At 72.9% G+C, this 22,881-nt stretch carries 22 protein-coding genes; 10 read left to right on the top strand and 12 right to left on the bottom strand.

Translation table 11 applies throughout. The annotated features are described in order from the left end of the window. Positions 1–18 precede the first annotated feature (18 nt). On the bottom strand, positions 19–969 hold the full coding sequence (gene pheA, locus ACMXN5_RS16000; RefSeq protein WP_439675842.1) for a prephenate dehydratase: 951 nt from the start codon (positions 967–969) through the stop codon (positions 19–21). A gap of 116 nt (positions 970–1,085) precedes the next feature. Here pheA and ACMXN5_RS15995 point away from each other — a divergent pair, with 116 nt between their 5' ends. Then, the gene (locus ACMXN5_RS15995) at positions 1,086–1,871 is read left to right on the top strand and encodes an ABC transporter permease (RefSeq protein WP_439675841.1); all 786 of its coding nucleotides are present in this window, start codon (positions 1,086–1,088) and stop codon (positions 1,869–1,871) included. On the opposite strand, the gene ACMXN5_RS15990 is transcribed toward ACMXN5_RS15995, so the two are convergent. Next, positions 1,841–2,665, bottom strand: coding sequence for a BRO-N domain-containing protein (locus tag ACMXN5_RS15990; RefSeq protein WP_439675840.1), 825 nt, complete (start codon positions 2,663–2,665; stop codon positions 1,841–1,843). The genes ACMXN5_RS15995 and ACMXN5_RS15990 overlap by 31 nt on opposite strands. A 339-nt stretch (positions 2,666–3,004) precedes the next feature. Here ACMXN5_RS15990 and ACMXN5_RS15985 point away from each other — a divergent pair, with 339 nt between their 5' ends. Together ACMXN5_RS15985 and ACMXN5_RS15980 are read left to right on the top strand one after the other, a co-directional pair. Beyond that, positions 3,005–3,334 carry a type VII secretion target gene (locus ACMXN5_RS15985; protein WP_439675839.1) on the top strand — a complete coding sequence of 110 codons (330 nt, stop codon included), beginning with the start codon at positions 3,005–3,007 and terminating at the stop codon, positions 3,332–3,334. Beyond that, positions 3,328–4,944 carry an alpha/beta hydrolase gene (locus ACMXN5_RS15980; RefSeq protein WP_439675838.1) on the top strand — a complete coding sequence of 539 codons (1,617 nt, stop codon included), beginning with the start codon at positions 3,328–3,330 and terminating at the stop codon, positions 4,942–4,944. The genes ACMXN5_RS15985 and ACMXN5_RS15980 overlap by 7 nt, the downstream gene beginning before the upstream one ends. A gap of 4 nt (positions 4,945–4,948) precedes the next feature. On the opposite strand, the gene ACMXN5_RS15975 is transcribed toward ACMXN5_RS15980, so the two are convergent. Together ACMXN5_RS15975 and ACMXN5_RS15970 are read right to left on the bottom strand one after the other, a co-directional pair. After that, positions 4,949–7,033: an FGLLP motif-containing membrane protein gene (locus tag ACMXN5_RS15975; protein WP_439675837.1), complete on the bottom strand. Its 2,085-nt coding sequence runs from the start codon at positions 7,031–7,033 to the stop codon at positions 4,949–4,951. A 95-nt stretch (positions 7,034–7,128) separates the two neighbouring features. Then, on the bottom strand, positions 7,129–7,881 hold the full coding sequence (locus ACMXN5_RS15970) for a TetR/AcrR family transcriptional regulator (protein ID WP_395795741.1): 753 nt from the start codon (positions 7,879–7,881) through the stop codon (positions 7,129–7,131). A gap of 131 nt (positions 7,882–8,012) precedes the next feature. Here ACMXN5_RS15970 and ACMXN5_RS15965 point away from each other — a divergent pair, with 131 nt between their 5' ends. From ACMXN5_RS15965 to ACMXN5_RS15955, 3 genes are all read left to right on the top strand, one after another. Further along, positions 8,013–9,080, top strand: a complete 1,068-nt coding sequence (locus tag ACMXN5_RS15965) for an ATP-binding cassette domain-containing protein (RefSeq protein WP_439675836.1) — start codon at positions 8,013–8,015, stop codon at positions 9,078–9,080. Continuing rightward, complete coding sequence (locus ACMXN5_RS15960) at positions 9,077–9,901, top strand: ABC transporter permease (RefSeq protein WP_395795739.1); 825 nt, start codon at positions 9,077–9,079, stop codon at positions 9,899–9,901. The genes ACMXN5_RS15965 and ACMXN5_RS15960 overlap by 4 nt, the downstream gene beginning before the upstream one ends. 66 nt (positions 9,902–9,967) lie before the next feature. After that, the gene (locus ACMXN5_RS15955) at positions 9,968–10,456 is read left to right on the top strand and encodes a MarR family winged helix-turn-helix transcriptional regulator (RefSeq protein ID WP_439675835.1); all 489 of its coding nucleotides are present in this window, start codon (positions 9,968–9,970) and stop codon (positions 10,454–10,456) included. 69 nt (positions 10,457–10,525) lie between these two features. Here ACMXN5_RS15955 and ACMXN5_RS15950 read toward each other — a convergent pair whose 3' ends face one another. Further along, entirely contained in the window at positions 10,526–10,933 is a 408-nt protein-coding gene (locus ACMXN5_RS15950; RefSeq protein ID WP_380003244.1) for a winged helix-turn-helix transcriptional regulator, read from the bottom strand. A 65-nt stretch (positions 10,934–10,998) separates the two neighbouring features. On the opposite strand from ACMXN5_RS15950, the gene ACMXN5_RS15945 reads away from it, so the two are divergent. Then, entirely contained in the window at positions 10,999–11,961 is a 963-nt protein-coding gene (locus ACMXN5_RS15945) for an NADP-dependent oxidoreductase (RefSeq protein ID WP_439675834.1), read from the top strand. Between the two features lie 99 nt (positions 11,962–12,060). On the opposite strand, the gene ACMXN5_RS15940 is transcribed toward ACMXN5_RS15945, so the two are convergent. The 7 genes from ACMXN5_RS15940 to ACMXN5_RS15910 all read right to left on the bottom strand — a co-directional run bounded on the left by ACMXN5_RS15940 (position 12,061) and on the right by ACMXN5_RS15910 (position 19,914). Next, the gene (locus ACMXN5_RS15940; RefSeq protein WP_439675833.1) at positions 12,061–12,513 is read right to left on the bottom strand and encodes a hypothetical protein; all 453 of its coding nucleotides are present in this window, start codon (positions 12,511–12,513) and stop codon (positions 12,061–12,063) included. Further along, positions 12,513–13,835 (bottom strand): iron uptake transporter deferrochelatase/peroxidase subunit, encoded by a 1,323-nt coding sequence (gene efeB, locus ACMXN5_RS15935; RefSeq protein ID WP_439678017.1) that lies wholly within the window; start codon positions 13,833–13,835, stop codon positions 12,513–12,515. Before efeB ends, ACMXN5_RS15940 begins: the two co-directional genes overlap by 1 nt. A gap of 1,166 nt (positions 13,836–15,001) precedes the next feature. Then, a complete protein-coding gene (locus ACMXN5_RS15930; protein ID WP_439675832.1) occupies positions 15,002–16,807 on the bottom strand; it encodes a copper resistance CopC/CopD family protein in 1,806 nt (601 codons plus the stop codon). Continuing rightward, positions 16,794–17,435, bottom strand: coding sequence for a copper chaperone PCu(A)C (locus tag ACMXN5_RS15925; RefSeq protein ID WP_439675831.1), 642 nt, complete (start codon positions 17,433–17,435; stop codon positions 16,794–16,796). The genes ACMXN5_RS15930 and ACMXN5_RS15925 overlap by 14 nt, the downstream gene beginning before the upstream one ends. After that, a complete protein-coding gene (locus tag ACMXN5_RS15920; RefSeq protein WP_395795733.1) occupies positions 17,432–18,151 on the bottom strand; it encodes an SCO family protein in 720 nt (239 codons plus the stop codon). Before ACMXN5_RS15920 ends, ACMXN5_RS15925 begins: the two co-directional genes overlap by 4 nt. A 171-nt stretch (positions 18,152–18,322) precedes the next feature. After that, positions 18,323–19,069 (bottom strand): YcnI family copper-binding membrane protein, encoded by a 747-nt coding sequence (locus ACMXN5_RS15915; RefSeq protein WP_439675830.1) that lies wholly within the window; start codon positions 19,067–19,069, stop codon positions 18,323–18,325. Between the two features lie 119 nt (positions 19,070–19,188). Then, entirely contained in the window at positions 19,189–19,914 is a 726-nt protein-coding gene (locus ACMXN5_RS15910; protein WP_439675829.1) for a hypothetical protein, read from the bottom strand. A gap of 299 nt (positions 19,915–20,213) precedes the next feature. Here ACMXN5_RS15910 and ACMXN5_RS15905 point away from each other — a divergent pair, with 299 nt between their 5' ends. The 3 genes from ACMXN5_RS15905 (at position 20,214) to larC (ending at position 22,869) form a co-directional block, all read left to right on the top strand. Further along, complete coding sequence (locus ACMXN5_RS15905; protein ID WP_439675828.1) at positions 20,214–20,654, top strand: ATP-binding protein; 441 nt, start codon at positions 20,214–20,216, stop codon at positions 20,652–20,654. Positions 20,655–20,724: 70 nt separating this feature from the next. After that, positions 20,725–21,510 (top strand): nickel pincer cofactor biosynthesis protein LarB, encoded by a 786-nt coding sequence (gene larB / locus ACMXN5_RS15900; RefSeq protein ID WP_395795729.1) that lies wholly within the window; start codon positions 20,725–20,727, stop codon positions 21,508–21,510. A 165-nt stretch (positions 21,511–21,675) separates the two neighbouring features. Then, complete coding sequence (larC, locus tag ACMXN5_RS15895) at positions 21,676–22,869, top strand: nickel pincer cofactor biosynthesis protein LarC (protein ID WP_439675827.1); 1,194 nt, start codon at positions 21,676–21,678, stop codon at positions 22,867–22,869. Positions 22,870–22,881 lie beyond the last annotated feature (12 nt).

Raw genomic sequence — 22,881 nt, 5'->3', positions numbered from 1 at the left:
CTCCGGCGGGTGGTCGGGTCAGATCTCGCCGCCGCCGCGAGCGCGCGCGAGCCATTCGGCGGCGTTCGCGAACTCGGCGTCGGAGGTGCCGCGGCGCAGTTGCGGACGGACCCGGTCGGCACGCGGGTAGGAGCCGAGGAAGCGCACGGCCGCGCACACCCGGCGCAGCCCCATCAGGGCCTCGCCCACCCGGGCGTCGGCGACGTGCCCCTCGGCGTCCATCGAGAAGAAGTAGTGGCCGAGGCCGTCCCCGGTGGGGCGCGACTCGATCCGGGTCAGGTTGACGCCGCGGACCGCGAACTCCTGGAGGATCTCCAGGAGCGCGCCGGGGTGGTCGTCGACGATGTAGGCGACGACCGTGGTGCGGTCCGCGCCGGTGGGCACGGTGGGCCGGTCCGGGCGCTCGACCAGGACGAACCGGGTGACCGCGCCCTCGACGTCGTGGATGTCGGTGACCAGCGGCACCAGACCGTACGGGCCGGCCGCGAACTCGCCGGCCAGGGCCGCGTCGTAGCGGCCGTCCTGGACCAGGCGCGCGGCGTCGGCGTTGGACGCGGACGAGAACCAGTGCGCGTCGGGCAGGTTGGCCGCGAGCCAGTTGCGCACCTGCGGCTGGGCGTGCGAGTGGCTGGAGATGGTCTTGATGTCGTCCAGCGCCGTGCCGGGACGGACCAGCAGCGCGAAGGCGATCGGCAGCAGGATCTCGGCGGTGATCACCAGCGGCGCGCCGGTGGCCAACTCGTCCAGCGTGATGGACACCGCGCCCTCGACCGAGTTCTCCAGCGCGACCACGGCGCCGTCGGCGTCGCCCCTGCGGACCGCGTCCAGGGCGACCGGCACCGACTCCATCGGCATGGCCTCGGCGTGCTCCGCACCGGGCAGCATGCGCAGGGCGGCCTCGGTAAAGGTGCCCGAGGGGCCGAGGTAGGTCCAGCGGGGCGCGGCTGCGGGGGTGGGGGCGTCGGACATGTCGTCACTGTACTGAGCCGGCCGGTGTGCTCGTCGTGCGTTCCGTGGTGTGGACGCGGGGACGCGATGGGGTCGCTCGCACTGCGCGGTACCGCCGAGGGGGTGAGGCTGGGCCTGTGGAAAACGCCTCGACGTTGTTGCCGGTGACACCGGCCCTGGGGGTCGTCGCCGTGGTGCTCCTGACCGCCGCGACGGCGGTGGCCGCACTGGCGCGGCTCGGCCACGGGCGGGCGGTGGTGCTGTCCGGGGTGCGCGCGACGGCGCAGTTGCTGGCGGTGTCGTTCGTCATCACACACGTGGTGGACCGGCTCGGGTTCGCGGCGCTGTTCGTGGTGATGATGTACACCGTCGCGGCGCTGACCGCGGCCGGGCGGGTGACCGCGACGCGCCGGTTGTTCTGGCCGGCGGTGCCGATCGTGGCGGCGACGGGGCCGACCCTGGTGCTGCTGTGGGCGAGCGGACTGGTGCCGGCGAAGGGCATCGTGCTGATCCCGATCGCGGGGATCCTGATCGGCGGCGCGATGACCGCGACGGTGCTGGCGGGGCGCCGCGCGCTGGAGGAGTTGACACAGCGTCATGGCGAGGTGGAAGCCGCTCTGACCTTGGGTTTCACCGATCGGGACGCGGCGATGGAGATCTGTCGCCCGGCCGCTTCGGGGGCGCTGATCCCGGCCCTGGACCAGACCAGGACGGTGGGGTTGGTGACCCTGCCGGGGGCCTTCGTGGGGATGCTGCTCGGGGGTGCGACGCCGTTGCAGGCGGGGGCGGTGCAGCTGTTCGTATTGATCGCGCTGCTTCAGGTCCAGGCGGTCGCGGTGGCCGTGACGATCGAGTTGGCGGCGCGGGGGCGGCTGGTGCGGGCGGCCTCGGGTCAGGGGGACAGAGGCGGCTCGGGCACGTAGCGGTAGGTCTGCCCGCGCACCGCAGAGCGCATGGTCGAGTCGCTCACGCCGTACTCGCGGGCGAGCCGGTAGACCGACACCCCGTCCCGGGCCCGACGCCGGCAGGCGGCCACGGCGTCGGGGGTGAGGCGACGTCGATCGCCGGGTGTGGGGAAATCCACGGGCCTGTGGATAACCCTGTGGAAATCGTTGTGGACAACCTGGGGATCGCTGTGGGTTTCCGAGGTGGGAGGGGTCGTGTCACGAGTGTCTGTGGACAACGGGGTGACCGACTCGAAGCCGGCGGTGAGGCGGGCGACGGCCATGGTGTTGATCTCGACGGCCTTGGTGAGATCGCCGGTGCGCTCGGCGAGATCGGCGATCGAGCCGATGGCGCGGGAGAGCAGGGCGTCCATGTTTTCGCTGGTGGCGGGCGTGTAGCGGCCGGTGCGGCGGATGGTGGGGAGGACATCGTGGGTGACCCAGCGGCGGAAGGGCTTGGCCTCGGGCTTGTTGCTGCGCAGGATCAGGGTGTAGAGGCCGGACTCGCTGACGAAGGTCATGTTCGGGTTGCCGCCGGGATCGGAGGTTCCGTAAGGATTGCTTACGGAACCCCTCTGAGCTGCGGGTTTCTCAACACGGAGGCTGGTCTTTTCGTCCTGGTCGAGGTTTGCCACCGCCATCCGCGAGTTGGTGTGGTTCAGCACCGCACACACGTCGATGGCACAGAACCATGGGTCGCCGTCGATCACGGCGACGCGTACTTGGCTCTCCGGTCCGTAGGTGAAAACCTCGATGATGTTCTCGTGGTTCATGCCGGCTCCCTCGGCTCTGGGTCTGTGCTGTTTTGCCCTGATCAATTCCGTACGGATTTGACACGGTATTCGTCTGACCTGCGGATTTGGCGACTTTTCGCGGTCGCCACGATGCACTCGCGCAGCCGCCTTCGTTCTTGCTCGGTGGATTCACCGTGTCCCCCGAACGGCTGATTGCGTTCGCCCATACGTATGAACGATCGGGGTGTGGTTCGGTCACGCGTTGGTTGGTGGGTTTGTTCGCTCTCCGGGGATTCGCGGGATCCGATGGCCGGATGAGAGTTTCCTGCGGTTATCGTTTGGTCTCGATGCGTGACCAGACGACCACGGGGAGGGGTCATGGCTGGTGGCAGCGGGGGCGACAAGGGAAGTTCGGGGCGGATCCGGGTCGAGACCGGGGCGTTGCGGCAGGGGGCCGGGGTGGCCCGTGACGCGGCGGAGGCTTTGCGGCGGGCGGCCGGTGGGCCGAGCGGGGTGGTGGCCGGGTGTCCGGGGTTCGCGATCGTGGCGGCGGTCGAAGCGGTGACCGCCGCGTGGGTGGCGCACCTGCGGGGGCTCGCCGATGGTTATGCGGGAATGGGTGACCTTCTCGTGGCCAACGCCGACGCGCATGATCGGGCCGATCGGGCGGCGGCGGGTGTGTTCGCCGAGGGTGGGCGCCGATGGTGACGGTGTCCGGCCTGCGGGACGCGGCTTTGGGCGGGCTGGATCGGGTGGTGGCCGAGTGGGCCGAACTGGCCGCCGCGTTGGACGCGTTGGCCGGGCGGGCGACGACCGGTGTGGGCGGACCGTTGCACGCCTCGCACTGGGCGGGCGCGGATGCCGACGCGGCGGCGCGGGCGGTGGCCGGGCGGGGCGAGCAGGTCGCGGTGGCGGCGCAGGAGGCGCGGTGTGTGCTGACCGTCCTGGACACGGCCGCCGAGCAGCTGCGGGCCGCGCAGCGTGAGGTGCGGGTCGGTTTGGCGGAGGCGGCGAGCGCCGGGTTCAGCCTGTCCGAGGACGGGCGGGTCCTGCGAGCCGACCCGGGCCGGGGGGCCGATGTGGCGACGGTCGAGCGGCGCCTGGCCGAGCCCGTTCGGCGGGCGGCCGAGATCGACGACCGCTGCGCGCGGGCGCTGGGCCGGTTGTATCCGACCCCGGCGGCCGACTGGGCGGATACGGCCGCGGATCGGATGGCCGTGACGGCCTTGGCGGGGGTGCGTCCCGGCACGATCCCGAAGGGCGATCCGGCTGCGGCGGCCCGCTGGTGGGCGGGGCTGAGCGCGACGGACCGGGCGCGGTACCAGGCGGCGTACCCGGCGCTGCTCGGCGCGACGGACGGCCTGCCGACGGAGGTGCGGGACCGGGCCAACCGGGTCGCGCTGGCCGAGGCGAAGGCCGCCGTGACCGCCGAACTCGCGACGGCCCGGGCCGAGCGGGACGCGGCGGGCCGGGTCGACGACGCACGCCGGCGATTTCGGGTCACCGAGCTCAAGGGGCGCCTGGCCGCGATCGAGTCCCTGGAGGCCGTCCTCGGCTCCGCCGCCGACCTGTTCCTGATGGGCTTCGACGCCCGGGACGACGGTCGGGCGATCGTGGCCATCGGCAACCCGGACCGGGCCGCCCACACCGCCGTGTACGTCCCCGGCACCGGCGCGCGCTTGGCGCACATCGGCTCGGACGTCGCCCGGATGCGCAGCCTGTGGCAGGCGGCCGGTCGGCTGACCGACCCCGGCGAGGTCTCGGCGATCACGTGGGTCGGCTACGACGCGCCGGACACCCTGGTCCACGCGACGACCACGTCGTACGCCGACACCGCCGCGCTGGCGCTCGCGACGTTCCTGCGGGGCGTCGGGGTGGCCCAGGGGATCGAGACGAACCGGCATCTGACGGTGATCGGCCACAGCTACGGCTCGGTCGTGCTCGGGCAGGCCGCACGGCGCGACGAAGGGCTGTTCGCCAAGGACGTGATCGTCGTCGGCAGTCCCGGGATGCACGTGACCCGTGCCGCGGATCTCGACCTCGATCCGCGGCACGTCTGGGTGGGGGCCGCACACGACGACATGGTCGTCGCCCTCGGCTCCGGAGCGCATGCCCCCGCCGTGGCCGGCGGGGGCGGCAGACCCCGGCGGATCACCCCGGACGACGCGGGGTTCGGCGCCAACCGCTTCACGACCGACGGCGCCGAGGGGCACAGCGAATACTGGTCCACACGCCGGCCGACCGCCCTGGACAACCAGGCCGCGATCGTCGTCGGGAACTACGCGGCCGTCCGACTCCTGTGGGGAGTGCGTCCGTGACGGGTCAGGGTGTCACCGGCGGCCGGGCGGGCCGAAGGCGGAAGGTCGCCCAGAAGAGCACGGACAGTACGGCCGCCCCGGCGAAGAGGTACATCGAGCGCAGCCACATGGTCCGGGTGGTGCCGCCGGCGACGCCCGTGGGGTCGAGCAGGGTCAGCGTGAACAGGAACAGGGCGGCCACGTAGATCGCCGCCCAGGCCCAGCGGTTCCACCGCCACAGCGCGTGGCCGTCCATGAAGCGCATCGGGAGCAGGCCGAAGACCAGGCCGACCACCGAGGCCACGAAGCACTGGGTGAGCAGGTTCTCCGCGACGACCCACCCGAAGGGCGCGCCGTCGGAGTTGTTCAGGACGTGGGTGACCGGGATGCGCCACACCCACGAGACCACCGCGAGCCCGGCCAGCGACCACGAGCCGAGGGCGATCGCGCGGCCCTCGTCGGCCGGCGACAGTCGACGCAGTCCCGCCGAGGTGAAGGCCAGGAACAGGCCGTACACATAGCCCGGGGCCAGGCCGAGCAGTCGCGACGCCGCCGCGAGGAGCACGGCGACGACCAGCGCCCCCGGCACCAGATGCGGCAGGGCCCGGATGCGCGAGACCCGGCGCCGATACGCCTCGGCCGGGCCCTCGTACACCAGCACCCCGAGCGGCACCGCCGCCACCAGCGCCAGGGCCAGCGCACCGGTCCCGGCGTTCCAGCCCGTGCCGGGTTCCACCGCCACGCACGTGGCGGCCGAGAGCACGACGAAGGCCAGCACCTGCAACTCGGGCACCCGGGGCTGCGATCGTGGTCGGGCCGCGCCCGGCCGCAGTCGGCGCCGGATCCGCAGCCGGTTCTCCGCCCACGTGCGGTTGAACAATTCCGCCGAGAAGCCCAGCACCGGCAGCGCCGCCAGCGCGGTCGCGCCCGCCACGAGCACCGGCCGGGGCTCGTCGAACAGATCGGCCGGGCTCGGCAGGTTCACCGCCGCCTCCGAACGATCCCCCGCCGGTTCCGCGTCCTTCGTCGCGGCCACCACCGCGAGTCGCACCGACACGTCGCCGTCGTACCCGGCCCCACCCACACAGGCGACCGTCAACGCGCCCTCGCCGTCCGCCAGTCCGCTCGGCACGGTGACCTCGCCCGCGAACCGCCCGTCGGCCGCCACCGACACCCGCCCGAACTCGTTCGGGCCGTGCCGCACGATCAGTGCCCCGGCCCCGCCGTCGACCGGCCGGGCACACCCGACGAACCCGCTGCCCTCGACCCGCAGCGGCCGACCCGCCGTCGCCTGCGTGGGCGTCACGGTCAACTTCGGTTCGGGAACCTGGAATTCGGTCCGCAGCGTGACGCCGTTGTCCGGCATCCCGGCGCCCTGGGCGAAGCAGCTCACGGTGATCGGCCGCGGTCCGCGCGTCGGGCCCTCGGGCACGATGAAGCGATACGACTCGCCGGCCGGGTTCGAGATGCTGAGCTTGGCGAGGAAGTGCCCGTCCCACGTCACCTCGGCGTCGTCGTCCGCGTTCGCCTGTCCACAGCGCAGGTTGGTCCACAGCGTGACCTCGGTGCCCGGCAGCCCCGTGGCGGGCTCCACGAGGATGCGCCGGGTGCGCAGATCGGCCGGCGGGCTCGCGGTCTCCTGCTTGCGGAACGCGTTGATCTCGATCGGCGTCTGCGCGAGGTTGTCTTCCCGGCCGGGGCAGCGCACCACGATCCGGTTCACCGCCTGGATGTTCTGCCCCGTCGCTCCGTTCGAGCTGTAGATCGGGGTGGGTACGGCGTGCCGAAAGGCGATCGAGTGCCCCTGCGCCGCGTCCACCGGCAGTCCCGCGGCGAGCAGGTCGTCGTACTCGCCGGAACTGCCGCCGTTCACCGACGCGAGGTACACATCCACCGTGTTCGTGGGGCAGCCGGTCAGGCCGGAACCCCGGATCGTCACCGTGTCCCCCGGCCGCACCTCCCCGGTCGGCCCGCTCACCGAGGGCCCGTCGGCCGCCGACGCCGCCGATCCCCCCACCCCGATCGGCGCCAGCGTCAGCACGACCGCCCCGATTCCGCACCCGACCGCCACCCGGAGCGCGGTTCGCAGCCGCGCCGGTCTCTCGTCCATGATCCCCGCCGTCCCCGACCCCCGTGGCCGAGCACCGATGATGACGCCGGCGGGCCCGGGCTACAACCGTTCCCGGCCGGGGCCACCCTCCCGGGTCAGGTCCGGCGCTCGACGAACGCCTCCAGGCCGTCCAGAAGCAGGCGCAGGCCGAACTCGAACTCCCCCTCGCCGTCCGCGACGAAGCTGTCCTGGGACAGCGCGGCCAACTCCGGGTAGTCGCCGCTGGACATGGCCGCGTTCAGGATCGGGGCCTGGGCCGCCCAGAACTGTTCGTCGCTCACCCCGGTGCGCTGCGCCGCGTGTTTGGCGTTGAAGTGGGTGCGGGCCATGCCGCTGACGAAGCCGCCGTCGATGATCTTCAGGACGGTCATCTTCTCCCGGTCGCTCAGCGCCGCGTCGCCGATCGCGGCGAGGGTGAGCTCCAGGGCCCGGAGCGAGTTGGGGCCGAGCACCGGCCGCGCCTGGTCGACGTTGAGCAGCCACGGATGCCGGTTGTACATCTGCCAGATCCCGCGCGCGACCTGCTCCAGCGCGCCGCGCCAGCCGAGTCCGGGCGGGAACTCGGCTTCGCCGGGGCTGTTGACCTTGTCGACCATCAGGTTGAGCAGTTCGGCCTTGCCGGGCACATAGCGGTAGAGCGACATCGTGCCCGCCCCGACCTCGGCGGCGACCCGCCGCATGGACAGCGCGTCCAGTCCTTCGGCGTCGGCGACGGCGATGCCCGCCGCGACGATCCGCTCCAGGGTCAGCGCCGGCTTGGGGCCTCGGGTCGGCTTCCGGTCCAGGCCCCACATCAGTTCGAGACTGCGGGCCAGGTCGCCGCTGCCGGCGTGGTCGGTGCTCGTCATGGTGCCTCCCATCGTAGGAGCCCCGCCCGCACCGGCCCGGATCGGCGTACGGGCTCGCATGACATCGGCCGATTTAAAACTGGGTACTGTGTACGCGAGTCGGGTACGGTGTACTCGGTTGAAGGAGGCTGATGGAAACGACGAGTCACGCGGTCCTCGCCGAGGGCCTGACGAAGCGGTACGGCGCCAAGCGCGCCCTCGACGATTTCGATCTCACCGTGGCCCCGGGCACCGTCCAGGGGCTGCTCGGCCCCAACGGCGCCGGCAAGACCACGGCGGTCCGGATCCTGTCCACCCTGCTGCGCCCGGACGGCGGTCGCGCGCTGGTCGCCGGGCACGACGTGACCGCGGACCCCGGACGGGTGCGCCGGCACATCGGCCTGGTCGGCCAGAACGCGGCGTTGGACGAGGCGGTGACCGGGCGGCGCAACCTGATCCTGTTCGGCCGCCTGTTCCACCTGGACAAGCGCCGCGCCGCCCGCCGCGCGGACGAACTGCTCGAACGGTTCGACCTGGTCGAGGCCGCCGATCGGGGCGTCAAGCAGTACAGCGGCGGCATGCGCCGACGGCTCGACCTGGCCGCGAGCATGATCCTCGCGCCGACCGTGCTCTTCCTCGACGAACCGACCACCGGCCTTGACCCGCGCGCCCGCAACGAGGTCTGGGAGGCGGTGCGTTCGCTGCTCGCGGGCGGTACCGCCGTGCTGCTGACCACGCAGTACCTGGACGAGGCGGACAAACTCGCGGACCGCATCGCGGTGTTGGACCGGGGACGCAAGATCGCCGACGACACCCCGGAGCGGCTCAAGCGCGAACTGGGCGGCGACCGGATCGAGATCGTGGTCCGCGAGGCCGCGCACCTGCAACCCGCGCTGCGGGTGCTGGCCCTGGTCACCGAGGCCGGCGGCGATCCGCTGGTCGACGCCGAGGAGCGGCGGGTGAGCGCTCCGGTGGGGGACCGGGTCGCGGCGCTGACGCATGTCGCGCGGGCATGCCAGGAGGAGGGCATCACGATCGAGGACATCGGCGTACGCCGACCGACCCTGGACGAGGTCTTCCTGCGCCTGACCGGGCACCGGGCAGACGAGGGCGACCCGGATCCGACCGCGCCCGCGCGGTCCGATCCCTCGGGGCCGGGCGGTCCGGGCGACCCGTCCGATCCATCCGCGCCGTCCGGGAAGGAGGTGGCGCGCCGGTGAGCGCCGCGACCGTACCCGCCGAGGCCCCCGAGCGTCGGCTCTACTGGGCGATCGCGGACTGCCTGACCGTGGTCCGCAACGAACTCGTCCACATCGCCCGCCAACCGAGCATGCTCGCCTGGCAGTTGGGCTTTCCGATCGTGTCCGTGCTGCTGTTCGTGTACGTCTTCGGCAGCGCCATGAACGTGGGCGGGAACGTCGACTACAAGGACTACGCGCTGCCGGGGATGTTCGCGATGACCATGGCGCAGGGGTTCATGAACACCGCGACGATCGTCGCCTTCACCCGGCAGCTCGGGGTGATGGACCGCTATCGCTCCATGCCGATGGCCCCCTCGGCGGTGGTCAGCGGGCGCGGGGTGGCCGACGTGCTCGGGGCGAGCCTCGACCTCGCGGTCCTGGCGTCGATCGCGCTCGTGGTCGGGTGGCGGCCGCACGGCGGCGTGCCGCAGATCCTGGCCGCGTTCGCGCTGCTGCTGCTCCTGCGCTTCGCGCTGACGTGGGTCGGGGTGTACCTGGGACTGCTGGTGCCGAACGCGGAGGCGGCGGGCAACCTGTTCGCGATCGCCCTGCCGTTCGGCATCGTCTCCAGCGTCTTCACCCCGCCGTCGATGATGCCGCAGTGGCTGGGCACGGTGGCGATGTGGAATCCGGTCTCGTCCACGGCGAATGCGATCCGGGACCTGTTCGGCGATCCGGCCCCGCACGGCGGCGGTTGGATCGAGACGCACGCGCTGCCGATGGCGATGGTCTGGCCGCTGGTGATCACCGCGATCTTCCTCCCCCTCGCGGTACGGCGGTTCCAGGCGCTGGGGCGCTGAGGCGCCGAGACGAGAGATCTATTACGAAACAATCTGTCGGCCTACCTATCTTGTTACGCTGATCGCATGACCACCGAGCCCCTTGCCCCCACCGTCCTGGATGTGACCGGCATGGTCGTGCACGCCGGGCACGTGTTGAACACCCGGCTGGCGGCGGCCCTCGCGGCCATCGACGTCTCGCCGCGCAACTACTGCGTGCTCGTGCACGCGGTCGACCGCGACCTGACCCAGGCCCAGGTGGCCGAACTGTCCGACCTGGACAAGACCACGATGGTGGTCACGATGGACGAGTTGGAGCGGGCCGGGCTGGCCGAGCGACGGCCCGCGCCGAGCGACCGCCGGGCGCGGATCATCGTGGTGACCGACGCCGGCCGCGACCTGATCCGGGCCGGGCGCGGGATCGTCGACGGCGTGCACGACGAGGTACTGGGCACGCTGCCCGAGGACGAACGCGCGATTTTCCTGTCCGCGCTGTCGCGCCTGGTCGGCGGCGTGCTGGCGAAGCCGGTCGAGTCCGAGGTGAACGTACGCCGGGCCCGGACGCCCAAGCGCTAGCCCGACCGGCCGCGAGCCGAGGATCCCCCGCCGTCGGTCGCGGCGGGGGGATCCTCGGCGCATGTCGACTCAGAGCGCCTCGACCCGGTGCGCCTCCGCCTCCGCGTAGGCCAGCTTCGCCGCCGCGATCTCGTCGATGTGGCTCTCGGACCAGTTGCGGATCTCCGCCATCAGGCCGCTCACGCTGGTCCCGAGTTCGGTGAGCGAGTATTCGACCTGCGGCGGCACCGTGGCATAGACCGTGCGGCGGACCAGGCCGTGCCGCTCCAGGTCCCGCAGGGTCTGGGTGAGCATCTTCTTGGTGATCCCGCCGAGCCGCCGGCGCAGCTCCGCGTAGCGCAGGGTCTGCGGGTGGAGGGCCCCGACCACCAGCGCGACCCACTTGTTCGCGATCAGGTCGAGTACGGCGCGGGAGGCGCAGTCGCTGAGGTAGACGTCGGCGCCACCGAAGGGGCGCAGGTCGGGAGGGGTATGCATGAGGTACCCAGGTACCAGGAAGGTGCCTTCTTCACAATGGTGACCGCCACGTCGATGCTTGCCGCATGACGACGAACACGATCGACACGACGGCGAAGATGCGCAAGGCACACCAGGACACGCTCGGCGGACCCGAGGTTCTGCGCGTGATCGAGACCGGGATACCCGCGCCCGGACCCGGCGAGGTACTGGTCGAAGTGCGCGCCGCGGGGGTCAACCCCATCGATACCAAGATCCGGGCCGGCGGCATGTGGCTGGTGCCGCCGTTCACGCTCGGCTGGGACGTATCGGGCGTGGTCGCCGCGGTCGGCGCGGGCGTCTCGCGCCTGGCGGTCGGCGACGAGGTGTACGGCATCCCCGACTTTCCGCATCTGGCCGGTGGCTACGCCGAGTTCGTGGCGGCATCGGAGCGCTCGTTCGCGCGGAAGCCGAGCACCCTCGACCACGAGCACGCCGCGGCCCTGCCGCTGTCCGGCTCGATCGCCTGGCAGGCCCTGGTCGAGGTCGCGCAGGTGGGTCCCGGTCAGCGGGTGCTGATCCACGCGGCGGCGGGCGGCGTCGGGCACCTGGCGGTACAGATCGCCAAGTCGCGCGGCGCGTACGTGATCGGCACCGCGAGCGCGGCCAAGCACGCCCTGCTGAGCGAGCTGGGCGCGGACGAGGTCGTGGACTACACCACCGTCGACTTCGGCACCGCCGTACACGACGTCGACGTGGTCCTGGACCTGATCGGCGGCGAGTACGAGGACCGCTCGCTGGCCGCGCTGCGGCCCGGCGGCATCCTGCTCAACATCACCAACCCGCCCGCGGCCGACGCCACCGCGGCCAAGGCCGAGGCGGCCGGCGTCCGGGGCATCACGGTCGACCTGGACCCGAACCCCACCCGGCTGGCCCTGTTGGCGGAGCTCGCGGAGGCGGGCGAGCTGCGCCCGATCGTCGCCGAGACCTTCCCGCTGGACGAGGTGGTCAAGGCGCACGAGACGGCCGAGGCGGGCCGCACCACCGGCAAGATCGTGCTGATCCCCTGAGGGCGACCCGCGCCCGCGCGGCGCACCCCGGCGGTGCCGCGGTCGCGACACCCGGCCGCGGCGCCGCGCACCGAAGCGCACCGAACGGGATCGCGGCGGCTACTCGGTGATCTCGATCGTGCCCGCCATGCCGCTGCCCACGTGATACATGCAGTTGAAGGTGTACGAACCCGCCTTGCCGAAGCTCAGCTTGATGTCCTGCGACGTGCCGCCCTCCGACGGCGCGACCGGCGCACCGCCGGGCAGGATCATCTGATGCGGGGTGATCCCGGTGTCCGCGAGGGTGATCACCAGCGGCCCGGTCCGGGCCCGGATCACCGACGGCGAGAAGCGGAGCTTGTCGTCCACCCGCAAGACGATCCGCTGCACACCGTCGGCGCCCAGCGCCGCGACACCCTCGGACGCGGCGGCCGTCGCCTCGGCCTCGCTCATGTAGGAGCCCGGCCCGCCCTCCGCGCCCCAACTCCCGCAGCCGGTGAGCAGGAACGGCAGGGCGAGCGCCCCGACCCACCGGCGATGCCGCCTCGACATCGGCTCCGCACGCCTCGGCATCAGCCCTCCAACAGGGATTGACCGACGTATCCGCCCGGGGCGCACCCCGGCGGGACGACGAAGATCGCACTCGCCTCGTGCCGCAGGAACGGGGACAGTGCGTCGCCCCGGGCCAGTTTGCGCTGGATCGGCACGAAGCCGTCGTCCGGGTCGTGCTGCCACGCGACGAACAGCAACCCCGCGTCCGGCGTGCCGTCGGTGCCGAAGCCGTCGTGGTAGGAGTAGCCGCGGCGGAGCATCGTCGCGCCCCGGTTGAACTCCGGCGCAGCCACGCGCATGTGGGCGTTGGCGGTGATCACCAACTCGCCGTCGGGACCACGCTTGCCGAAGTCCGCCGCGCTGTGCTCGCCGCCGCCGGTCAGCGGTGCGCCGGTGTCCTTGCTCCGGCCGATCACCCGCTCCTGATGGGCCTTGTCGATGCCGTCCCAGGCGTCCAGCAACATCCGGATCCGGCGAAAGACCACGTAGGAGCCGTCGACCAGCCAGCTCTGCTCGGTCCCGGCGGCGCCGACGAAGACCTTCTCGTCGAACTTCGGGTCGGACTGCTTGGGGTTGTTGCTGCCGTCGATCTGCCCCATCAGGTTCCGGTGCGTCATCGGCTTGGCCGTGGCGCCGGGTGAGCGGGCGAAGCCGTTCATCTGCCAGCGGATCCGGGCCACACCCTTGGCCAGCTTCTGCAACGCGCGGACCGCGCCGAAGGCGACCAGGCCGTCGTCCGCGCACACCTGGACGAACAGGTCGCCGCCGCTGCGGGCCGGGTCCAGCGCGTCGTCGGGGAACGGCGGCAGCGGCTTGAGCGCCGCGGGTCGCCGGGCGGCGAGCCCCAGCTTGTCGAACAGGCTCGCGCCGAACCCGAAGGTGACGGTCAACGAGCAGGCCCCGGCGTCCGCCGCGACCTGGTCGTCGCCGGGCGCCGACTGCCCGGCGGTGAGCCGCGCGGCGGTGTCCGACCAGCGCCGCATCAGCGCGGCGACCGCGGCCCGGTCCGCGCCCGGCTCCAGGTCCCAGGCCAAGAAGACCGCCTTGGCCTGGGCCGGGGTGGTGATGCCGGCCTGATGTTTCCCGTGAAACGGCACCACGGTGGCACCGAGCCGGGTCATCGCCGGGGCGCCGTCGTCGCCGGACTCGCCCGCGAACGCCACCGCGCCGCCGGTCGCGCCGACCACCAGGCCGCCCGCGCCGGCCGCGCTCGCGACACCGACGAAACGACGCCGCGAGACGTCCGCGCCGGTGCTCGCTCGCTCGGCGGACGGGTCCGCTCCGTCGGGCGACCCGCTCGCTCGATCGGAGGAGTCGCTCGTTCGATTTCGGGGGCTGCTCATCACGTCGTCCCTCACAGGTTCCACCACGTCTTCCACCGCGCCGCGCGCGCCGACCGGCGCATCGGACACGTTCGTCGCCGCCACGGCCGGTTCGGCGGAGTCGACCGGCGCCCCCGCGTCCGCCGGCGCCGCCCGGTGCGATCCGCGCCGCACCTCCACGACCAGGGCCAGCGCCGTGCCGAGCCCGGCGCCCAGGACCAGCACGGTCAGCGTGCGATCGAGCCCGATGCCGCCCACGAACGGCGACGACGAGCGCCACAACACCGGCAGGTCGTACCCGGCCACCCGCAACGCCAGCACGCCGAGCGCCGGCGCGGCCAACCACGCCCCGCCCATCCGGCGCCGCACCAGCAGCACCGCGCCCGCGAACGCCACCGCGCTCGACAACAGTTGCAGCAGGTTGCCGTCGAGGAAGGCGGTCGCCCACGCCCCCGCCCCGCCCGCCCGAGCGCCCGCGACCAGGGCCGGGTGCAGCACGCTCGCCGCCGCCACCACCCCCGCGAGCAGGCCGTAGCCGAGCAGGGCCCGGCGCCGGACCGGCGGCAGCCACGCCGCCGCGAACACCAGCGCCGCGAGCCCGATCGAGCCGGCGATGCCCGGCCACGGACTCGGCCCCGGCACCCAGCGCAACTCGCCGGTCGCGGCCACCTCGCGGTCGCCGATCCGCATGGGCACGGTCCAGGACTGGACCTTCTGCGCCCGGTCCGGATCGGCCATCACCCGCGGTGGCAAACGCTGTTGCACGATCCAGTGCACCCGCTGGTCGTACCAGCGCGCGACCGGCTCGGCGGAGATCCGGTGCCACTGCGGCGCGCCGGTCGGTTGCAGGTTCGACTTCTCGTCGACCGAGCCCCACCGCTCGCTGCTGAGCGGCACGGCCGGGGACTGGCGGTTCTCGAACACCCCGTCGGGGCCGATCCGCAGGAACGGCTCGCTCATGTAGCCGAGCACGATCACATCCTGCGGACCGGTGTTGCGCACCTGCATGCGCGCCCCGTTCTCGATCACCCGCACCGTCAGGCCCGGCGCGAGATCGCCCGGCGAGGTCATCACGGTGTGGAAGTTGCTCGGCCCCTGGCCGGACAACTCCTGCGCCACCGCGCTGCGGGCCGGCGCCAGGCAGAGCAACACCCCGACACACAGCAGCAGGATCCGGCGTACGTGCCTCACCTGACCTCCACGGGCACCGTCACGGTGATCCGGTCGACATCGGAGGTACGGATCGCGAACGACAACTCCCAGCGACCGGCCATCGGCATGGACAGATCGCCCAGCCAGTGCCCGGGACCGCCCCGGCGCACCTGGACGTCGGCGCCGTCGATGCCCTTGCCCGGCAGCGCCATCGACACGGTCAACTCCTCGACCTCGCGGATCTGTCCGATCGGGTCGGCGAGGTAGATGTGCAACTCGTTGGGACCGACCCGGGCCGGGTCGACGGTGATGTCGAGCCTGCCCTTGCCCGCCGCGCCGCCGGCGTCGAACGGGACGCTGCGGCTGACCGGTCCCGCCGCCTCCACCTGCTTGCGCTCGTGCGCGGTGCGGCCCGGTTCGGTGTCGGTGAGCACCGTGGTGACCCCGAGCACCGCGATGGCCAGCGCGGCCTCGATCACCACCGCCTTGCGCAACACCGCCCACTTCGGGCCGCCCGCCGCGCCCTTGCCGATCGGGGACCGGCCGGCCGTCGCCTCGATGTGCCGCATCAGCCAGCGCCGGGACACCCAGGCACCGGCCAGCATCAGCAGCACCAGGTCGACCTTGAACACCAGCAGCAGACCGAACGTGGTGTCGAACAGCGCGGCGAACGAACCCACCTGCCGCCAGGCCGCGTACAGCCCGGTCGCCACGAGCACGCACACCGACACGAACGCGGTCCGGGAGAAGACCCGTACCGAGGGCACGTCGAGCCCGGTGCCCGGCGCCGGATCGCCCGGCCGCACCACCAGCGTGACCACCATCGCCAACCCGCCCAGCCAGGTGGACATCGCCAGCAGGTGCACGACGGCCGCGGCCATGGCCAGTTCCACCTGACGGCCCACCGACGCGTGGTCGGCGATCGGCCAGGTGATCGCGATCGCGGTGCACAACAGCGCCCAGCCGCCGACGACGATCCTCCGGGTGCGCACGGAGGCGTCCGCGAGCGCGGCGATCAACCAGCCGAGCAGCGCGCCGGCGGCGCCCAGGAGCAACACCCGCGCCGCGATCGCCTTGCCCAACTTGGTGTCCAGGGTGGCGCGCAACACGTCCGCGTCGAACGCCGACGACAGTCCGAGGCCGGACGCGTTCGGGCCGTGCAGCATCAGCACCGCGAGCGAGGACAGCAGCAGCCCGCCCCACGCGCCGGACACGAGCAGCCAGACCCGGAACCGACCCATCGCGGCGGGCCGGGCGATCAGCAGGAACAACACCGCGCCGCCGAGCACCGCGAAGGACAGGTACGCGACCCCGGTCGCGGCCCGCTCCAGCACGTCGGTCGCGGTGGAGCCGTCGTCGGTCAGATCGCCGACGTTCACCCCGCCCGAGGCCTGGCCGATATTGAACGTGAACGCGCCGGAGATCGGGTGCGAGTCGGCCGAGACCGCGCGCCAGGCGACGGTGAAGGTGCCGGTCGGCAGGCCGCCCCGGAGCGGGGCGACCACGGTGGTGTCGCCGTCGGGGCCGTGCTTGGTCTGGTTGTTGTCCACCCGGGTGCCGCTCGGGTCGAACACCTTGACCCCGCCGAGCCCGGTCTCCACGCCCTCGCTGAACCTCAGCGTGACCGAGGCCGGCGCGGCGGTCAGGGTCGACCCGGACGCCGGGTTGGACGACTCCAGGACGGCGTGCGCCGACGCGGCCCCGGCGCCGCCGAGCACGAGCGCGGCGAGCAGCACGGGCAGCGCGAGCACCCACGCGAGCACCCGCCGGCCGCCCCCGCCACGCACCGGGGGCGGGGCCGACGCCGGGACCGGTCGCCCGGCCGGGTCAGTGGCCCGCATGACCCGTGTGGTCTTCCGCGGGCGTGCCCGTCGCCGGAGCGGGCGGCGCGGCGGGCGTGCCGGCCTCCGATGCGCCCGGCGCGGACGCACCCGGGGCCGGCGCGTCGCCGGGCCGTTCGGTCACCCCGAGCACCGGCACCTGAATGGTGACCGGTCCGGTGTGTTGGAACGTGAGCGTGAGCGGCACGGTGTCGCCCTTCTTCACGGACTTGTTCGGATTCATGAACATGATGTGGTTGCCGCCTCTGGCCAGGACGCCCTTGCCGTGCGCGGGCACGTCCAGGCCCGGCACGTGCTGCATCGAGTTCCCGCTCGTCTGGTGCAGCATCACCTCGCCGGAGAGCGGGCTGGCCACCGAGAGCAGCCGGTCGGCCGTGTCGCCGTCGTTCTGCACGATCAGGTAGCCCGCCGCGACGTCCGCCGAGGAGGGTTGCGGGATGTACGGGTCGACGACGCGCAGCCGGGGCGCGCCCTGGGCGGCGCCCGCGGCGGTCTTGCGTTCGTCCGTCTTCGTCGACGAGGAGGAGCCGGAGTCGGCGCAGGCCACCAGCACGCCGCCGATCCCGAGCGCCAGCACACCGCCGACCGCGAGGGGGACGGCCTTGCGGGGGAGGGGGAAGAGCTTCACTTCTTGGTGTCCTCGGGGTGGATCAGCAGGGGCAGGTCGTGCGCGAAGTCGTCGGACGAGTTGCCGTTCGGCGTGCCGTCCGGGGTCAGCCCGCTGCTCGCGCTGTACATGACCGGGCCCTGGTTGTCCGGGCCGAACGCGATCACCTGGGTGCCGTGGGTGCTGACGACCTTGCCGTCGGGGCCGGTGGTCGCCGGTTCGATGGAGACGCCGACCTGGCGGGCCGCGGCCTGGATCTTGTCGAACGGGCCGGTCAGTCCGACGAACGACTTGTCCAGCGAGTCGAGCCATTCGCGCAGGGCCGCCTGGGTGTCCCGCTCCGGGTCGGTGGTCACGAACACCACGTCGACCGTGGCCCGGTCCTGCGGGGGCAGCTTGCCGAGCGCGCGCACGATGTCGCCCATCACGGTGGGGCACGCGTCCGGGCAGTGCGTGTAGCCGAAGTAGAGCAGGGTGGTGCGCCCGGCCGTCTTGGCCCGGAAGTCGTACGGCTGCCCCGAGGTGTCGGTCAGCGTGAGTTCGGGCTTGGTCCACGGCGGGTCGACCGCGATGCCCTTGTACTTGGACTTGCTCTCGCGCACCTTCACCGGGGCGCCGCTGTCGCTCTTGCCGGAATCGCCGCAGCCCGTGGCGAGCAGCAGCCCGGCCGCGGCCAGGGCGGCGAGGCGAAGACCGGTGCGGCGGCCCCGGCCGAGGGACTTGCTTGCGTTGCTCATCGTTCTCCAGGTCGTTGCTGCCGGGGGCTCGTGCCCGACGCGTCCGGCGTCGGTGCGGGCCCGGTGGCCCGGGTCGCGGGCACGGAGCACATCCGTGCGGGGCGACCCGGGCCGGGACATCTCCGCCGCGGACCGCGGTGGCGACCGCGGTCCGCGGCGGGACCGCGAGGATCAGGCCGAGCCGGGGCGCCGCGACGCGCGCAGGACGGCGAACACACCGGCGCCCAGGCCGAGCACGCCGACCACGATGCCGACCACGCCCAGGGTGCGCGCGGTGGAGTCGTCACTCTTGTCCTCGGCCACCGCGGCGACGCTCGCCTTGCCGTCGGCGGGCTTGGTCGCCGGGGCCGCGGCGGGTGCCGTGGCGCCGGACTTGGCGGCGAGCTTGAGCACCGGCGCGGGGTACTGCGGCTCCTTGCCGTCGGCGCCCGCCAGGTCGATCCAGCGCACCACCTCGCCGCTGTCGTACGTCTGCACCGCCTTGAACACCAGCTTGTCGGTGTCGGTGGGCAGCTTGCCCATGGACACCTCGAAGTCCTCGAACGTGCCCGGGTTGACCCGGGTGCCGGCGTCCGCAGTCCAGGTGATCTTGGAGACCACCTCGGTGAGCGGCTTGCCGTGGTTGTCGATCGGGGTGGTCAGCTTGGTCTTCTCGACCTCGGCCTTCCAACCCGGCATCGCCCGGGTCTGCACCGAGGTGAGCGGCTTGTCGGCGGGCAGGGTGACCTCGAGCTTGGTGGTCCCCGCGTCGTCGCGCTCGTTGGGGACCCGGAAGGCGACCTTGGCGTACGAGCCCTGGTCGGCGGTGCCCGGCTGCACGCTCACGTGCGCGGCGGCGGAGCCGGCGAACAGCAGTACGCCGGCGCCGGCCGAGGCGGCGATCACGGACAGGCGGCGACGCGTGGTGGACATGGTCATGGGATGTCTGCTCCATGGATGATCCGGCCGCGGGCGCACGAGGGCACCCCGCGGTACGGGTGGGGACGACGGGAAGGCGGACGCGCGCCACCGCCGATCCGGCACCCGGTGGGGCGGGATCAGCAGGCGAGCGCGTACTCCACCGGCGGCCCGCGCCGGGTCACCGCGTGCCGGAGCAGAATCTGATCCGTGGCCGGGTCCGCCGCCGCACCGGTGCGCCGGGCCCGGCCCGGGGTCGCGGCAACCGGGACGACCGGGCCGAACAACACCGCGAGTACCACCCGCAGCGGCGCCGACGCCAGCGTGATCAGGGCGAACAGCGCGGCCTCGCCGCGCCGCAACCACCAGCCGGTGAGCAGGGCCGCGACCAGGTGCGCGCACAACATGCCGGTGCCGCCGTCGAGCAACATCGGCCCGGAGCCGGACATGTGGTGGTGACCGCCGGCCGATTCGCTCGTGAACAGCGTCGGATCCACCCGGCTGCTGCGCACGATCGCCTCGGGCGTCCAGCCGGCCGGCAGCGGGACGTGCCCGGCCGAGTCCCGGGGCCCGCACAGGAGCCGGTCGAGCAGACCGCTCGACGTCGAGCCGTCGGCGCCGGCCGTCCCGACTGCCCGGGCGGCGGCCGCGTAGGCGAAGAGGGTGTGCAGCGCGAGTTGGCCGACCGCGAGGAGCGCGGTGATCGAGCCGAACGAGCGTTGTCGGCCCGCGCCGGCGAAGGCCGACACGAACACCACGCCGAAGCCGGCGACCGGCGCCCACAGCGGCAGCGGCTCGGTCGACATCCACGCGTGACCGCATGCCGCGAGCGCGGCGCAGACCGCCGAGAACACGGCGGCGCGCACAGCGCGGAAAGGTACGGACACGGCCTGCATGACGCCCCATCGTCTCATCGCGCGCCGCGCCTTCGACCCCGGGGCCGAAAACTTCCCGTGCGCCCCGACGGGCGGCCGAGCCCGGACCCGACGGCCCGCGAGGTCCGCGCGATGCGGCCGAACGAATCGTCTTTACAGCGTATTGACGACCGATCGCGCGAGCTGCGCATACCGGGACCGACCGGCGGCAATAAAACACAGGTGTGCCCTGCCCGTCGATGCGATGGGCCGGATTCGGCCGCAGTTCCGGAGATGTCGAAAGGCCGCTCATGGACATGAGGTGGACTGTCCACCTGCCACGGGATACGGCGAGCGTGCCGATGGCGCGCAGACTTCTTGTCGGCGCGATGGAGACGGCGGGGGTGGATCGCGAGATCGCGATGGAGATCGGCCTCGCCCTGTCCGAGGCATGCGCGAATGTCGTGGAGCACGCCAGGGGCGGACCGTATGCGGATTACCAGATTCGGGCCGGTATCACCGGTGACTGCTGTCGGGTCGAGATCATCGACGGCGGCCCGGGGTTCCCCGTGGAGCGCCTGCGCGGTCTGTCGGCGATGGTCGGCCCGGGCGCGGAGAACGGTCGCGGCCTGATGCTGATCCGGGCGATGACCGATCACGTGCAACTGAGCAACCATCCCCGGCGCGGTGCGGTGTTGCGCTTCGAGAAGACGCTGCGTTGGCGCAAGGACGCGCTGGTCCCGGTCTCCTGACCGGCTGCCGGCGCGGCCGCAACGGGTGCGCGTGGCAGGGCTGTTCGGGGTCGAGGCTACGATCGGGGCAGTGAACCGGGCCGAGGTGAGGGAACTGCTCGACCGCGTGGCCGCCGGGGAGGCGGGCGTGGACGAGGCGCTCGACGACCTCGTACGGGCGCCGACGGCGGGTTTCGCCGATCTCGGCTTCGCCCGGGTGGACACCCACCGGGAACTGCGCACCGGAGACCCCGAGGTGGTCTTCGCGGCCGGGAAGACCCCGGAGCAGACCGTCGCGCTGTTCCACCGGCTGCGTGCGGCAAGTCGGCGTCCGGCGCTCGCGACGCGCGCGTCGGCCGCCGTGGTCGACGCGGTGTACGCGGCGTTTCCCGGCGAGGCGTACACCGACGACAGCGGCACGTGTGTCGCGGTGGGCGAGCCGCCCGCCACGCGCGGCCTGGTCCGGGTGGTCTCGGCGGGCACCTCCGACGTGGCGGTCGCCGGCGAGGCGGCGTTCACCGCGCGGCTGTTCGGCGCCGAGGTGGAGCGGATCGAGGACGTGGGCGTGGCCGGCCTCCACCGACTGCTCGCGGTGCACGCCGAACTCGACGCCGCGGACTGCCTGGTGGTGGTCGCGGGCATGGAGGGTGCGCTGCCGAGCGTGGTGGCGGGCCTGGTCTCGGTACCGGTGCTCGCGGTGCCCACCAGCGTGGGCTACGGCGCCTCCTTCGGCGGACTGGCCGCGCTGCTCGCGATGCTCAACTCGTGCGCGCCCGGGGTCGCGGTGTGCAATATCGACAACGGATTCGGCGCGGGCGTGTTCGCCGCCCGGGTCGCGCGTGCCGCCGGTCCGAAGCCAGGCGGCGCGACGCCGTAGTCGGTATCCGAATGTTCGGCGGGAATACGAATTTCGGGCGCACCGCCAACCGCGCGGCAAAATGCACCGGCAAAGGCAAGAAACCGGTCGCTTTCGGTCGCTTCACCGTTTTTCCGGCAGGACCCCCCGACGGCTGCGAAAGTGGCCGCGACGGGAGGTATCCGCTTGGCCATCGCATGGTTTCAGTGCCAGGCCGGTGCGAGCGGCGACATGCTGCTCGGGGCCCTGATCGACGCCGGCGCCCCGCTGGAGGCCGTCCAGCAAGCCGTCGACGCGGTGGGCGTCGAACCGATCCTGATCACGGCCGAGCGCACCGATCGACACGGGATCGCGGCCACCCGCGCCCGGGTCAAGGCCGTGCACACCCACGTGCACCGCACCTGGCACGACGTACGGGTGCTGCTCGATCGTGCCGATCTGCCGGAGCCCGTGCACGAGCGCGCGCACGACGTGTTCGACCGGCTCGCGCGTGCCGAGGCCCGGGCGCACCGGTGCCTGCCGGAGGAGGTGCACTTCCACGAGGTCGGCGCGCTCGACGCGATCGCCGACGTGGTCGGTACGTGCACGGCGCTGCACGCGCTCGGAATCGAGGAGGCGGTCGGCTCGCCGGTCGCGCTCGGCAGCGGCAGCGTGCGGGCGGCGCACGGGGTGCTCCCGGTCCCGGTGCCGGCCGTGCTGGAGTTGATGCGGATGGCCGCGGCTCCGGTGTACGCGGGCCCGGCGCCGTACGAGATGTGCACGCCCACCGGGGCGGCCCTGCTCACCTCGGTCTGCCGGTCCTGGGGGCCGCTGCCGGCGCTGCGGATCACCGCCGACGGGACCGGCGCGGGCAGTCGGCGGGTCGAGGAGGTGCCGAACATCCTGCGGGTCGTGCTCGGCGAGCGCTACGCGGTCGAGCGGGAGCGACCGGCCGGCGAGGACGTGCTGATCGAGACGAACGTGGACGACCTCGACCCGCGCCTGTGGCCGGCGGTGCTGAGCAAACTGCTCGCGATCGGCGCCGGCGACGCGTGGCTGGTGCCGATCCTGATGAAGAAGGGCCGGCCCGCACACACCCTGTGTGTCCTGGTCCCGGCGGATCGGGTGGACGCGGCGCTGCACACGGTGTTCGTGGAGACCTCGACGATAGGCGCGCGGATCGTGCCGGTGGCGAAGCGGGCCCTGGACCGCGAGTTCGGCACGGTCCGGGTGGAGGGATTGCCGGTGCGGGTCAAGACCGCGATGTTCGAGGGCCGGGTGGTCAACGCCCAGCCGGAGTACGAGGACGTGGCCGCCGCGGCGGCCACGCTCGGCCGCCCGGTCAAGGTGGTGATGGGCGCGGCGACCGCGGCGGCGTACGCGGCCGGCCTGCTGCCCTGAGCGTGGCGGCGG

Source organism: Embleya australiensis (genome assembly GCF_051903075.1).
In the GTDB taxonomy this organism is placed as follows: domain Bacteria; phylum Actinomycetota; class Actinomycetes; order Streptomycetales; family Streptomycetaceae; genus Embleya.
This window is presented reverse-complemented; position numbering and strand designations above follow the sequence as displayed.